The sequence below is a fragment of the Mycobacterium sp. IDUB_24 genome (assembly GCF_055419385.1).
In genome coordinates, this window is sequence record NZ_JBVAXO010000003.1 from 447,154 (window position 1) to 461,976 (window position 14,823).

Consider the following 14,823-nt stretch of genomic DNA (forward strand, 5'->3'; position numbering starts at 1 on the left):
AGTAAAGGCTGCCCTAACTTAGTGGAGGTTACCCTATATTCGATCTGCCGACACACTCACCCGACGGGAGCCAGAACACCCATGACCACCGGTTTTGACCGTGAACAGGACGAACTGGCAAACGGATTCACGGGGTTCCCCGAGGACCGTGCCGAGGTGTACCGCCGGGCCGGCTACTGGCAGGGCAAACCACTGGACAGCATCCTGCGCGAGGCCGCGCAGCGCTGGCCAGACAAGCCGGCCGTCATCGACGCCACCGGCGGCCACACCTTCGCCGAACTCGACGCCCTCGCCGACCGGATCGGTGCGGCACTGGCCCACCGCGGCATCTCCCCCGGCGACCGTGTCCTGGTACAGCTTCCCAACACTCGTGAATTCGCCGTCGCCACTTTCGGTTTGCTTCGCGCGGGGGTGGTCCCGGTGCTGTGCCTGCCCGGTCACCGGTCTGCCGAACTCGGCCATTTCGCCGAGGTCAGCGGCGCAGTCGGACTCGTGATCCCCGACATCATCGCCGGATTCGACCACCGCGACCTGGCTGCCCAACTCGCCGCCGAGCATCCCCGGTTGCGCCACATCCTCGTCGACGGCGATCCCGGATCCTTCCAATCCTGGTCCGCCCTCAAGGATTTCGACGACCCGAAACCACCGAACATCACCATCGACACCAGCGGTCCTGCCGTACTGCTGGTATCCGGCGGGACCACCGGCCTGCCGAAGCTCATCCCACGCACCCATGACGACTACGCCTACAACGCCGCGGCCTGCGCCCAGGCCTGCGAAATGGTGCACGACGACGTCTATCTGGCGGTCTTGCCCGCCGGCCACAATTTCCCGCTCGCCTGCCCCGGCCTGCTCGGCTCCATGACGGTCGGGGCGACGACGGTCTACACCGACGACCCCAGTCCCGAATCGGCGTTCGCCCTGATCAACACCCACGGCGTCACCGTGACCGGCCTCGTCAACGCCCTGGCCAAGCTGTGGGCCCAGGCCTGCGACTGGGAACCGGTCCTGCCGACGTCGCTGCGGGTGGTCCAGGTGGGCGGATCACGGATGTCCCCGGAAGAGGCCCGTTTCGTGCACCAGGGCCTGAGCTCGGGCCTGCAGCAGATCTTCGGAATGGCCGAAGGGATGCTGAATTTCACCCGGCCGGGCGATCCGGTGGACGTGGTGGAGCACACCCAGGGCCGGCCGATGTCGCCACATGACGAGATGCGCGTGGTCGACGAGGACGGCCACGAGGTCGCCCCCGGGCAAGAGGGTGAGCTGCTGGTGCGCGGACCGTACACCCTCAACGGCTACTACCGCGCCGAGGAGGCCAATGCCCGGTCCTTCAGCCCCGACGGCTTCTTCCGCACCGGCGACCGGGTCCGGATCTTCCACGACGGGCCGCGGGCCGGCTACGTCGAGGTGACCGGCCGGATCAAGGACGTCATCCACCGCGGCGGGGAGACGGTGTCAGCCACCGACCTCGAGGATCACCTGCTGACCCACCCCGCGGTCTACGCGGCCGCGGCAGTAGCGCTGCCCGACGACTACCTGGGTGAGAAGATCTGTGCCGCAGTTGTTTTCAAGGGCGCTCCGGTCACTCTCGTTCAGCTCAACGAGTTTCTCGATCAGCGCGGCACATCGGCCCATGCCCGGCCGGATGTGCTGCTTCCGATGCCGGCGCTGCCCACCACCGCGGTGGGCAAGGTGGACAAGAAGAAACTCATCGCCGCGATCACCGAACTTCGCACTCCACCGCCGGGGCCATCAGCTCGATGATCCTGGCCGTGACGGCCGCGGCGGTGGGATGCTCCCAGAGCAGGGTCGGCGGCAGCGACAGCCCGGTCTGCTTCTCCAGTTGGCGCCGCAGCCGCACCGTCATGATCGAGTCGACACCCAATTCCACCAACGGCAGGTCGACGTTCACGTCCGCCTCTGCCAGGCCCAATTGGCTTGCCACCGCGGTCAATACGTGGGCGGCCAGCTGGTCGGGGTCGTACTCCCCCGCGGTCGATGACGACAGATCATCGTCGGGTTCCTCTTCGGGCGCCACGTCCACCAGAATCGGCACCGCGGCGGCGGCCGGTAGGACCGGCAGCACCACGACGTTGGCCATGTCTTCGCGCATCGCCAGATCGAGCGCGCGGAGCGCGTCGTCGGCGCCGACCATCCCCATGCCGAGCGCATCGAGCTGTGCCGCGACGAATTCCGATGCCGAGCCCATCCCCATTCCGCGCCACGCGGTCCAGGCAACGGCTGTGGTGCGGTCCCCCAGTCCGCGCCGGTGCCGGGCCATCACATCGAGGAACGAGTTGGCGCAGCCATAGGCACCCTGGCCGGGGAAACCAGCCAGATAGCCACACGAGGAGAACAGCACCATCCAGTCGAGTTGTTCTGGTGGGAACACCTCGTGCAGGACCAGGGTGCCGTGCACCTTGGGATGCATGGCCGCGGCGAACTCATCGGACGTCGTATTCATCAGCAGCGCACCGGCTTCCACGCCGGCGGCATGGATCACTCCGCGCACCTGCGGCAACGGACGCAGCAGATCCCGCAGGGCATCGGCCGATCCGGCGGCCCCTATGTCGACTGCGGCGACGGTCACCGACACGCCGCGCTCCTCCAGTGCGGTGACCGCGCGGACCGCAGCCGACTGCTGGTTGTCCACCCACGACGAGCGGTCCCCCAGACCCGACCGCGACAGCAGCACGAGCCGGCGGGCGCCGAGATCGGCAAGGCGCTGGGCCATCTTCAAACCCAGCACGCCGGTGCCACCGGTGATCAGGTAGGTGCCGCCGGGCGTGCATCGCATCGGGTTGACCTGCGTGGCGGGAGCCGAGCCCGACGCCGCGAGACGAGCAGCCAGGGCCACTCCGTCTCGGACCACCAAAACGCCGTGTCCGGCCAACGATCCCAGTGCTGTCAACGGCAGGCGCCCGTCAGCCACATCCAGGACACCGCCCCACAGCTGCGGATGCTCGGCGGCGGCGACCCGGCCCAGCCCCCACAGTGGTGCATGGGTCAGGTTTGCTCCCTCGTGGACGCCGACGGTGAGTGCCCACAGTCGCGCGGACACGCCCAGTTGCTGCTGCACCGTCAGCGTCCTGGTCACCAGCTCGACGGCGCCCTCGGGTGAGTCATCATCGCGGGGCAACACGAGCAGCACCGCGGAATCGCCGAGTTCTGCTGGTAACACGCCGCTTTCGACGATCGACTCCAGCTCGGCGGGATCTTCGACCGCTCGGTAGGGCACCCCGGCGGCACTCAGGTCATCGACGGCGGCTTCCAGCCGGTCGACGTCACCGCCGACCAACACCACCCCGCTGGGCACTCGCTCATCGCGGGCCGACACCGGATGCCATGCCATCCGGTGCACGATCCGGTGGGTGTCGGCGGCTGACCTTTCGCGCCCAGGGTTCTCGAGTTCCTCAAAGGTCATCCCGCCGATCGACAGCAGCACCGATCCGGATTCATCGGCGATCACCACATCGGTGGTGGTGGTCCCGGGCCGACGCCGGACCGACAGCATCGCGGTGGCCGGCGGTGCGGCGTGCACCTGCACCCGTTCGATGCGGGCAGGCATGCGCAGCCGCGGCGGGCCGTCGAAGCTCGTCGAGGCCGCCGAGGTCGCCGCGTCCACCAGCGATGCCCACGTTCGGGGCTGCCCACCATCGGACTCGGAACTTACCCGGGCCAGCAGTTCACCGTCGCCGCGGCGCAGATCCTTGATGTCCCAATCGAATCCCATGGCAGCGACGCCCAACTCGGCAAGGGTGTCGATCACGTGCCGCGGCGCCAGGTTCTCGGGGCAACGCGTCACCGCCGCGGCCAGGTCGATGGGCGGGTCGACGTTCTCGTCTACTTCAGCACGGGTGACCACCGCACTGCTGTGTGTCAGCCATCCGCCGTCCTGATCCCCGGCAGCATCCGCCAACCGGGAGGCCAGGGTCAACTCGCGGTCCTGCAGCACCACCTGAAGGTCACGCGCGCGGGCCGGGGCCACCGGCGTGCGCAGCCGCACCTCTGTCAATACGGCGCCCGCGCCAGAAGTCAATACGGCGCCCGCGCCAGAAGTCAATACGGCGCCCGCGCCGGCTGCCGTCAGGAAAGTGTTGAGCAGCACGGCGGCAGGAACGATCTCGGTGCCTTGCACCGGATGGTCTCCCGGGTAGGGCCGGGTGTCGAAGTCCAGCCGGGTCTGCCACATCCGGGTGGAGACGGTTCCGGCCACGTCGGTGCGTCCGCCCAGCAACGTGTGACTGGTGGTGTCGTGGACCGCACTCCCGCCGGACGCCGCGGTGGGCACCCGCCAGAACCGGCGGTGCTGCCATTGGGTGACCGGCAAGTCGGCGTCCCACGGGTCAGCCTGGGCGACACCATGTTCGACATCGGCACCGTGGCAGTACAGGGTGGCGATGGCCGTGGTGACGGCGGGCGACTCGGGGGCGTTACGCCGCAGCAGCGGGATGACGGCATGCTCGTCCATACCCAGGTGCAGCAGGGTTTCGACGATGGAGTGCGACACCACCGGATGTGCGGACACTTCGAGGAACAGTCGGTGTCCGTCCTCGGCGGCGGCCGTGACGGCCTCGGCGAACCGGACCTGCCCGCGCAGGTTCTGCACCCAGTAGTCGGCGTCGCGCGGCGCCGTGGAACGCGGATCGGTCAACGCCGTGGTGTAGAGCGGGATTGCCGCATCGCACGGCGGATGAAGGCCGGCGACGCTCTCTGCCAGGGCACCGGTCAGGTCATCCATCGCGGGGCTGTGGAACGCCACGTCGGTGTTCACCCGGCGTACTACGACGCCATCCTCCGCCCACGCTTCACACACCTCCTCGACCGCCTCGGTGAGACCCGAGATGACGCAGGATTCTGTCGATGCACTGATGGCCGCCACCACGTCGGCGCGGCCGGCCAGCCGCTCCTGAGCCTGGTCGAACGGCAGCCGCACCAAAGCCATGGCACCGCAACCCATCACGGCCCGGAAGCCGCGGGCCCGGTAGCACGCCACCGCTGCGCCCTGGCGCAGGTCGAACACTCCGGAGACAACGCATGCCGCGACCTCACCGACCGAGTGCCCGATCACCGCGGCGGGCCGGACCCCCCGCTCCCGCAACACCGCGGCCAGTCCGACCTGCATCGCGAAGGTCAACGCCTGGATCCGGTCGGTGCCACCGAGATCTTCGCTGCCCAGCGCAGAACGGGCAGAGAACCCGAGTTCGGGCCCGAACACCTCGTCGACCTCGTCGATGACGCGGGCGAAAGTTGGTTCGGCGCTGAGCAACTCGCGACCCATACCGGCCCAGTGTGAACCGTGTCCGGAGAACACCCATACCGCGTCCCGCGCCTGCCCGCCCGGCACTGCGCCGGTGACCAGACCCCCGCCGGATTCGCCCCGGGCCAACGTGTCGAGGCCGGCGATCAACTCATGCCGGTGCTCGGCGACCACCGCGGCCCGCACCGGTTCGTGAGTACGCCGGGCCCACAGGGTGGCAGCCACCGGCGCCACGTCCTGGTGACCGGCCCGCAGGTGATCTGCCAGCACTTCGGCCTGGCGGGCCAACCGTTGTCCGGAACGCGCGGAGAGCGGAACGATCAGCGGACCGGAGGGCCTGCGCTCCAACGGATCCAGAGATACCGGGGCTTCTTCGAGCAGGATGTGCGCGATCGTGCCGCCATAGCCGTAACTGCACACCGCGGCCTGACGTGGAGTGTCCGTACGGGCCCACGACTCGGCCTCGGTGGGCACCCGCAGCCCGGTGTTGGCCCAGTCCACCGCACCGGTGAGTTGGCGCAGCCCTGCCGTGGGCGGGATCGTCTCGTGGTGCAGCGCCAGGACTGTCTTGATCAGGCCCATCACCCCGGCACCACCCTCGAGGTGGCCGATGTTCGGTTTGACCGACCCGATGCGGCACCGGTCCACCTCGGTACGCCCGGCGCCGTACACCTCGGCCAGGGCACCGACCTCAGTGGGATCGCCTGTGGGAGTTCCGGTTCCGTGCGCCTCGATATACCCGATGCCGGCGGGGTCAACCCCCGACATTCGGCAGGCGAGCCGGAACATGTCGGCCTGGGCGGCGCCGTTGGGAGACATGATGCCCACGGTGCGGCCATCCTGCGCAGTGGCACCGCCGCGCACCACGGCCAGAATGCGGTCACCGTCGCGCTGGGCATCAGCAAGCCGCTTGAGGACGACGACACCGGCGCCTTCACCGCGCCCGTAACCGTCCGCTGCGGCATCGAAGGTCTTGCAGCGGCCGTCGGGGGCGGTGGCCCCGGCCTCGTCCAGCACTCGGGTGAGGCCCGGACCGATCAACGCGCTGACGCCACCGGCCAGCGCCAGCGACGTCTCGCCGGCCCGCAGCATCTGGCAGGCCTGGTGTACCGCGACCAGCGAGGCCGCACACGCTGCGTCGAGCGCCACGCTCGGGCCCCGCAGATCGAGCAGATGCGAGACCCGGTTGGCGATGCCACACAGCGAGGTTCCGATACCTGTCCAGGCATCGATCCCGGGCAGGTCTTCCATGATCAATTTGCCGTAGTCGTCGGAGTTGACGCCCATCAGCACGGCGGTGTCGCTGCCGGCCAGCATTCGGGGCGACACCCCGGCGTGTTCGAGCGCCTCCCAGCTGACTTCGAGCGCCATCCGCTGCTGGGGGTCCATCACCTCGGCTTCACGCGGCGAAACACCGAAGAACTCGGCGTCGAAGCCGGCCAGATCGTCGAGGAAGGTCCCGAGCCGGGTGACCTCACGCAGCACCGCGGCATTGCGCGGGTCACGCCGCAGATAGGGCTCCCACCGCTCGGCGGGGACCTCGCTGACGTTGCTGCGCCCTTCGAGCAGGAAGCTCCAGAAATCCGCGGGCGTGGTGACGCTGCCGGCTACCCGGCAGCCCAGTCCGATGACGGCGACAGGTTCCGGAGTCGAGGCCTCAGGTGCCATGTCAGCGGCATCCCAACCGGGCCGAGGTCTGGATAGCCTTGCCTAAATAGGGTGCCGACATGCGGACAATAGTGGCACATTGCGCGACAGATCAGGTGTTCTACCCCGAACCGATGCTGTGAAACTGCTGGGAAGCTCCCCAGCGGCGATGACGTGCACTTTCACGGTTAGACGTGGCCGTACTGGTTACCTTTTTCGAGATCGGCCACGGCCGCGGTGCGGTGTTAGCTCACTCACATGTCGGCAGGCCTTCCTCTGCCGCGATCAGATAGGGCGACAACGTGCCCAGCTTCTCGCAGGTCTCCTCGAACTCCCGCTCGGGCGTGGATTCGGCGATGATTCCGGCTCCGGCCCGCAGCCAGGTGTGCCCATCAGCTTCGTAGGCCGCCCGTAGTGCGAGTGCTGCGTCGAGGGACCCGTCTGCCGAGAAGATCGCCACCGCGCCGGAGTACAGGCCCCGGGGCAGTTCGTCGAGCCGCAGGATCGCGTCGACCCCCTCGGCTTTGGGGATCCCCGACGCGGTCACCGCGGGGAACAGCGCCTCGAGCGCGTCCATGCGGTCCATCGACGGGTCGAGGCGAGCTCCCACTGTGGACCCCAGGTGCTGCACGCTCCCGCGCTCACGAATCGTCATGAAGTCGGTCACGGTCGCCGTGCCCGGCTCGGCGACCTCGGCGATCTCCTTGAGCGAACTGCGCACCGATATCGCGTGCTCGACGATTTCCTTGGAGTTGGATTCGAGATCGTCGCGGGCCGCCTGATCATCGGCGGCGCCGCGGCCGAATGCCCGGGTACCGGCCAACGGTTCGGTCACCACCAAGCCGTTCCCATGGACGGCGGCAACGAGTTCGGGGCTGTAGCCGAGCGCACGAAGTGAACCGAGCCGCAACAGGAATGACCGGGCCGGGTTGTTGTGCCGGCGGCCCAGCCGGTAGGTCGACGGGAAGTCGAGCCGGAACGGCACATCGAAACGGCGCGACAAGATGACCTTCTGATACCGGCCCCCGGCGATCTCGTCGATCGCGGATGCCACCCGGTCGCGATAGGCACTGCCGTCCTGCCGAATGTCAACTGCGCGAGGTTCGGCCGTGGACTCGAAGCCGTCGACGATCAATCGGCGCACGACATCGTGATCGCGCTCGCCGCCACCACGCACCGTTACCCGGTCAGCGGTGACCTCGATCTGTGTCCGCGGGGTGAAGACCCGCGCGAGCGGCGTCTTCGGCGCCAACTTGTCCTGGAGCCCGAACTTGAACGCACCGAATTCGAATGCGATCCAGCCGAATGCGGCATCGGCACTGGTTTCGGCATCGGCGAGCATCTGATCCACCGCGTCGCCGAGGACCGCCCCCGGCCTACCGGTCCACGACCGTCTGGCCACTACCGCACCGTCGCGGGTGAGTCTCAGTTCATCGCAGTCCAACTCGACACCGAACTGCGCTCCGGAAGCCAGGATCCATCGGTTTCCTCGCTCGTACACCACGTAATCACTGCCGTCGCCGGACAGCACGCGAGCGATCTCGGCGACCAAATCGGCTGGGCCGGTCGCGTTGTCACCCGTGGGCAGCTCGAACGAGACGAGCGCCGCCGAGGCAGTGCAGTCAGCTTGGTCGTTCCTGGTGAGCATTCGGCAAACAGTAGCCCGATGATTTCCATTGCACAGACCTACGTACCTGCCACGTATTTACCATGGGATCAAAATCTTCCGCACAGATTCCACACATGCGAACACAGCCAGTTCACAGGTATTTCACGAGAGTCCAGCGGTTACGTTTCCTACCCGAGCAGGTCGCGGACGACTCCGTCGGCGAGCAGGCGACCACGGTCGGTGAGCACCAGGGCATCTTGGTTGCGCAGGAGAAGCCCTTCACCACAAAGAGTTTCGGCCCGATCGAGTTCTTCTGCGCCGAGCAGTGCGACCGGCAGGCCGGCGCGCACCCTGACCCGCAACATCACTTCCTCCACATGCCGGTCGCGGTCATCAAGCTCCTCGAAATCCGCGATCGGTAAACGTTCTTCAGCCAGAGCCTGGGCATAAGCATTGGGATGCTTGACGTTCCACCAACGAGTGGCGCCCAAGAAGCCGTGCGCTCCCGGACCGGCGCCCCACCACTCGCCACCGTCCCAGTAGCCGAGGTTGTGCCGGCACTCCCCGCCGCCGGTGCTCCAGTTCGACACCTCATACCAGTGCAGCCCCGCCGCCGACAGCCGGCTGTCGAGCAGTTCGTAGCGCTTCGCGAGCACGTCGTCGTCGGGCCGGCTGATCTCACCGCGGCGCACCCGGCGAGCCAGGGCCGTGCCGTCCTCGACGATCAGCGAGTACGCGGATACGTGGTCGACGCCGGCGCCCAGCGCGACATCGATCGAGCGCCGCAGATCATCATCGGTCTCCCCCGGCGTGCCGTAGATCAGATCAATGCTGACGTGCTCGAACCCCGCAGCCCTGGCCTCCAGCGCCGCAGCAGGCGCGCGTCCTGGGGAGTGTGTGCGGTCCAGGACCGCCAGCACCTGCGGCGCCGCCGACTGCATACCGAGAGAGATTCGGGTGTAGCCGGCCTCACGTAGCGTCGCGAACATCTCGGGTGAGGTGGATTCCGGATTGGCCTCGGTGGTCACCTCGGCGCCGGCGGCCAGTTCGAAGTTGTCGCGAACGGCGCCCAGCACCGCAGCCAGGCCTGGCCCGCCGAGCAGCGAGGGCGTGCCGCCACCGACGAACACCGTCTGCACCGGCACGGAACCGACTGTCGCGGCAGCCAGGGCCAGCTCGACGCGCAGTGCGGCCAGCCAGCCGTCGGGATTGGCACCCCCCAACTCGCCGGGCGTATAGGTGTTGAAGTCGCAATATCCGCACCGGGTCGCACAGAACGGCACGTGGATATAGATGCCGAATGCGCGCCCGGGCACGCGGGCCAGCCGGGGTTGGCCAACGGGCGCGGTGCGGGTGCTCATGGTTCTATTTTCCCAGACTGTCCAGCGACGACTTTTGCTCACCCTGAACGCAAATATGGCCCGGTTAGGGCAGGTGGCGACAATCGTGGCAGAATGGCACGCGTGACTGCCGCCCACAACAGCACCACCCGCATTGCGCTGGTGGCTCGTCGGCATGTCGATTTCAAGCGCGTATGTAGCTGTTGCTGTCTGCCCTAATCATGCGTTGATTTCGGACCCCGCCCGCCCCATAGTTTCAGCTGGCACCGGATCTGCGCCGCCGGACAGCCACCGGTGACGTGCGCGGTCTACATGCCAGCTCCTTTCTCCGAGGAGCACAACAGTGACAACCCCCGAGGCCCCTGCCAAGGCCAAGCGCCCCCGCGACGAAGGCCAGTGGGCGCTGGGCAGCCGCGACCCACTCAACCACAACGAGCAGTTCAAGCAGGAAGACGACGCACTCAACGTGCGCGACCGCATCCTCAATGTGTACTCGCGGGACGGCTTTGCGAGCATCGCCAAGGACGACCTGCGTGGCCGGTTCCGGTGGATGGGCCTGTACACCCAGCGCACCGAGGGCTACGACGGCACCTTCACCGGTGACGACAACGCCGACCTGCTCGAGGCCGAGTACTTCATGATGCGGGTGCGCACCGACGGCAAGGCGATGTCGGCTCAGGCCATCCGCACCCTCGGCCAGATCTCGATCGACTTCGCCCGCGACAGCGCCGACATCACCGACCGGGAGAACCTGCAGTACCACTGGCTGCGCATCGAGGACATCCCCGAGGTCTGGCGCCGCTTGGACGAGGTCGGCCTGCAGACCATGGAGGCGTGCGGCGATTGCCCCCGCGGCATGCTCGGGTCCCCGTTGGCCGGCGATTCGCTGGCCGAGGTGCTGGACCCGACGCCCGCGCTCAAGGAGATCGAACAGCGCTACATCGGCAATCCGGAGTTCTCCAACCTGCCCCGCAAGTTCAAGACCGCCGTCTCCGGCCTGCAGGACGTGGCCCACGAGATCAATGACGTGTCGTTCATCGGGGTCAACCACCCCGAGCACGGTCCCGGCCTGGATCTGTGGGTCGGCGGCGGCCTGTCGACCAACCCGATGCTGGCGCAGCGGGTCGGCGTGTGGGTGCCGCTAGAGGAAGTCGCCGAAGTCTGGGCCGGCGTCGTCGGGATCTTCCGCGACTACGGGTACCGCCGGCTGCGGTCGAAGGCGCGGCTCAAGTTCCTGATCAAGGACTGGGGCACCGAAAAATTCAGGGAGATTCTCGAACAGGAATACCTGAAGCGCCCCCTCATCGACGGACCCGCCCCCGAACAGGTCCCGCACACCGTCGACCACGTCGGCGTGCAGAAGATCCGTAACGGCCTCAACGCCGTCGGCGTCTCCGCCATCGCCGGCCGGGTGTCGGGCACCATCCTGACCAAAGTCGCCGATCTGATGGAAGCGGCCGGTGCAGACCGCGCCCGCCTGACCGCGTATCAGAAGCTGATCATCCTCGATGTGCCCGACGAAAAGCTCGATGCCCTGCGCATCGGACTGGACGCGCTGGGACTGCAGTCGCAGCCGTCGCACTGGCGTCAGAACCTGATGGCCTGCACCGGCATCGAGTACTGCAAGCTGAGCTTCGCCGACACCCGCGGACGGGCGCAGACCCTGGTGCCGGAGCTGGAGGCGCGGCTGGGCGACCTCAACGCCGAGCTCGACGTGCCGGTCACCGTGAACATCAACGGCTGCCCCAACTCCTGCGCCCGCATCCAGGTCGCCGACATCGGTTTCAAGGGACAGATGGTGGACGACGGCAACGGCCCCGAGGAAGGCTTCCAGGTCCACCTGGGCGGCAGCCTCGGCCTGGACAGCGGGTTCGGCCGCAAGCTGCGTCAACACAAGGTGCTGGCCAGCGAGCTCGGCGACTACATCGAGCGGATCGTGCGCAATTTCGTGAAACAACGCGAGGCCGGCGAGCGTTTCGCCCAGTGGGCCGTACGGGCCGACGAGGACGACTTGAGGTGACCACATTGACTGAGGCGGAACTGATCGATCTCGCTGAGCGCGGTGCGGCCGAGCTGGCCGATGCCGGCGCGGAGGAGTTGCTGCGCTGGACCGACAAGCATTTCGGCGGCAAGTATGTCGTGGCGTCGAACATGCAGGACGCCGTTCTGGTCGAGATGGCGGCCAAGGTGCGCCCCGGTGTCGATGTGCTGTTCCTGGACACCGGATACCACTTCGCCGAGACCATCGGCACCCGTGACGCTGTCGAGCAGGTGTACGGCGTCAACGTGGTGAACGTCCACCCGGAGAAGACCGTCGCCCAGCAGAACCAACTGCACGGCAAGGACCTGTTCGCCCGCGACGCCGCGGCATGCTGCCGCATGCGCAAGGTGGAGCCGCTGGGCAAGGCCCTGGCCGGCTACACCGCCTGGGTTACCGGCATCCGCCGCGTGGAGGCACCGACCCGCGCCAACGCCCCGCTGATCAGCTGGGATGCCGCCTTCGGCCTGGTCAAGATCAACCCGATCGCGGCCTGGTCCGACGAGGAGATGCAGGCGTATATCGACGCCAACGACATCCTTGTCAATCCCCTTGTCTACGAAGGCTATCCGTCCATCGGATGCGCGCCGTGCACCGCCAAACCCGAGGCCGGCGCCGATCCGCGCAGCGGCCGGTGGGCCGGCCAGTCCAAGACGGAGTGCGGGCTGCACGCCTCGTGAGGCATTCATGACACTCGTTCTCACCGCACACGGCAGCGCAGATCCGCGTTCGTCGGCGAACGCACACGCCATCGGCGGGCATCTGCGCCGCCTGCTGCCCGACACCGAGGTGCGGGTCGCGTTCTGTGAACAGAACGCACCCAACCTCACCGAGGTGCTGCCCGATGTCGAGCCCGGAGCCGTGGTGGTGCCGCTGCTACTGGGCAGCGCTTATCACGCCCGGATCGACATTCCCGAGCTGATCGCCAACTCCGGCGCCGTGGTGACCCAGGCCGACGTGCTCGGCGACGATCCCCGGCTGCTGCAGGTGGTGCGGGAGCGGCTGACCGCGGTGGGAGTGTCTCGATTCGACGCCGACCTCGGCGTGGTCCTGGTCGGCGTCGGCTCATCGCATCCGGCCGCCAATGCCCGTACGGCCGCCCTGGCCGGCGCATTGGCCGAGGGCACCCGCTGGGCCGGCACCGAGGTGGCGTTCGCCACAGGGCAGACCCCATCCCTGCCGGAGTCCGTCGACCGCTTGCGCCGCCGCGGCGCACGGCGCCTGGTGATCGCCCCCTGGTTCCTGGCACACGGCCGTATCACTGATCGGGTCGCTGAATTTGCCTGCGCCACAGGGATTCCGATGGCCGAACCACTCGGTCCGCACCGCTTGGTGGCGGCCACGGTGCTGGATCGCTACGAAGAGGCGCTGGCTGCGCGCAGCGCCGGCTTCGCCGCCTGACCCGCTCCGCCCCGAATACGATCGCGCCCCCGGATACCCACCGGGGGCGCATTCGTCGGCTTGACTCCTATACCCCAAGGGGTATATTTGGCCTTATTGGTATACCCCCCTAGGTATACAGGCCGCCCACTGAGGAGTCGAACAATGAAGTTCATCCAGTACTACCTGGACTGTCTGTCCCACGCGTCGTACCTGATCGGCGATGAATCCACGGGCCGCGCCGTCGTCGTGGACCCCCAGCGCGACGTCTCTGAATACGTCGCCGATGCCGAGAAGCTGGGCATGCAGATCACCCACGTCATCGAGACCCACTTTCACGCCGACTTCCTGTCCGGCCATCTCGAGCTGGCAAAGGCCACCGGTGCCACGATCGTGTACTCCTCGGTCGCCAAGCCGGAGTTCGATCACATGGGAGTCGAAGACGGCCAACGCATTTCACTCGGAGAGGTGGTGCTGGAGTTCCGTCACACCCCTGGCCACACCCCGGAATCGATGAGCATCGTGGTCTACGAGCGCGCCGATGACACCGTGCCCTACGGTGTTCTGACCGGCGACACCCTGTTCATCGGTGATGTCGGCCGACCGGATCTGCTGGCCTCGATCGGCTTCACCCGCGAGGAACTGGCCGACAAGCTCTACCACTCGCTGCACGAGAAGCTGTTACCGCTGCCCGATGCCACCCGGGTCTTCCCGGCGCACGGCGCGGGTTCGGCCTGCGGCAAGAACCTGTCCACCGAGCTGTCGTCCACCATGGGTGAGCAGAAGCAGACCAACTACGCGCTGCGCGCGGCGGACAAGCAGTCGTTCGTCGAACTGGTCACCGCGGGCCAGCCGCCCGCCCCGGGCTACTTCGTCTACGACGCGATCCTCAACCGCAAGGACCGCGCGTTGCTGGACGAGGAGGCGACGCCGGAGGCGCTCGACTACCGACAGGCCACCGACGCCGTGGCCGGCGGGGCCATGTTGATCGACGGCCGCAGCCCCGAGGACTTCGCGCTGGGCCACGTGCGCAACGCGATCAACATCGGCCTGGCGGGGCGCTACGCCGAATTCGCCGGCTCGGTGGTCAAGCCCGACGCCGACATCGTGCTGGTCACCGACCCGGGCGAGGAGCGCGAAGGCAAGAATCGGCTGGCCCGCATCGGATTCGACCGGGTGCTGGGTTACCTCGACCATCCGGAGCGGACGATGTTCGAGCACTCCGATGACGTGACCATCGCCTCACGGTTGACTGCCACCGCCTTCGATGATCGCGCCGCCACCGTCGAAAACCTGCAGATCGTCGACGTGCGCAATCCCGGCGAGACCGAGGCGGGCACGATCCCCGGCGCGGTCAACATTCCGGTGGGTCAGCTGCCCGACCGGACCGGCGAATTGGATCCCACCCGCCCGACCGTGGTCTACTGCGCCGGCGGCTACCGCTCATCGGTGGCGGCCAGCCTGCTGCGCCAGCGCGGCTTCGCCGATGTCAGCGACATCCTGGGTGGCTACGGCGCCTGGGCGGACAGCACCCAAACCGTCTGAGAGA

The 14,823-nt window shown here is 67.6% G+C and carries 9 protein-coding genes; 6 read left to right on the top strand and 3 right to left on the bottom strand.

Going from position 1 to position 14,823, the window contains the following annotated elements:
• Positions 1-81: 81 nt before the first annotated feature.
• Complete coding sequence (locus ACZYZF_RS14610; RefSeq protein WP_463836080.1) at positions 82-1,764, top strand: (2,3-dihydroxybenzoyl)adenylate synthase; 1,683 nt, start codon at positions 82-84, stop codon at positions 1,762-1,764.
• On the opposite strand, the gene ACZYZF_RS14615 is transcribed toward ACZYZF_RS14610, so the two are convergent.
• The 3 genes from ACZYZF_RS14615 to hemW all read right to left on the bottom strand — a co-directional run bounded on the left by ACZYZF_RS14615 (position 1,721) and on the right by hemW (position 9,877).
• Positions 1,721-6,928, bottom strand: a complete 5,208-nt coding sequence (locus tag ACZYZF_RS14615) for a type I polyketide synthase (protein WP_463836082.1) — start codon at positions 6,926-6,928, stop codon at positions 1,721-1,723. The two genes, ACZYZF_RS14610 and ACZYZF_RS14615, sit on opposite strands and share 44 nt — an antisense overlap.
• A gap of 229 nt (positions 6,929-7,157) precedes the next feature.
• Entirely contained in the window at positions 7,158-8,555 is a 1,398-nt protein-coding gene (locus ACZYZF_RS14620; RefSeq protein ID WP_463836083.1) for a salicylate synthase, read from the bottom strand.
• A 149-nt stretch (positions 8,556-8,704) separates the two neighbouring features.
• On the bottom strand, positions 8,705-9,877 hold the full coding sequence (gene hemW / locus ACZYZF_RS14625) for a radical SAM family heme chaperone HemW (RefSeq protein ID WP_463836084.1): 1,173 nt from the start codon (positions 9,875-9,877) through the stop codon (positions 8,705-8,707).
• Positions 9,878-9,970: 93 nt separating this feature from the next.
• Between hemW and ACZYZF_RS14630 the strand changes: the two genes are divergently transcribed.
• From ACZYZF_RS14630 to ACZYZF_RS14650, 5 genes are all read left to right on the top strand, one after another.
• On the top strand, positions 9,971-10,075 hold the full coding sequence (locus ACZYZF_RS14630; RefSeq protein WP_463836085.1) for an Ms4527A family Cys-rich leader peptide: 105 nt from the start codon (positions 9,971-9,973) through the stop codon (positions 10,073-10,075).
• A gap of 124 nt (positions 10,076-10,199) precedes the next feature.
• Positions 10,200-11,876 carry a nitrite/sulfite reductase gene (locus ACZYZF_RS14635; protein WP_463836086.1) on the top strand — a complete coding sequence of 559 codons (1,677 nt, stop codon included), beginning with the start codon at positions 10,200-10,202 and terminating at the stop codon, positions 11,874-11,876.
• Positions 11,873-12,574, top strand: coding sequence for a phosphoadenylyl-sulfate reductase (locus ACZYZF_RS14640; RefSeq protein ID WP_463836088.1), 702 nt, complete (start codon positions 11,873-11,875; stop codon positions 12,572-12,574). The genes ACZYZF_RS14635 and ACZYZF_RS14640 overlap by 4 nt, the downstream gene beginning before the upstream one ends.
• 7 nt (positions 12,575-12,581) lie before the next feature.
• The gene (locus ACZYZF_RS14645; protein WP_463747632.1) at positions 12,582-13,295 is read left to right on the top strand and encodes a sirohydrochlorin chelatase; all 714 of its coding nucleotides are present in this window, start codon (positions 12,582-12,584) and stop codon (positions 13,293-13,295) included.
• Between the two features lie 144 nt (positions 13,296-13,439).
• Positions 13,440-14,819: an MBL fold metallo-hydrolase gene (locus tag ACZYZF_RS14650; protein WP_463836089.1), complete on the top strand. Its 1,380-nt coding sequence runs from the start codon at positions 13,440-13,442 to the stop codon at positions 14,817-14,819.
• Positions 14,820-14,823: the final 4 nt, after the last annotated feature.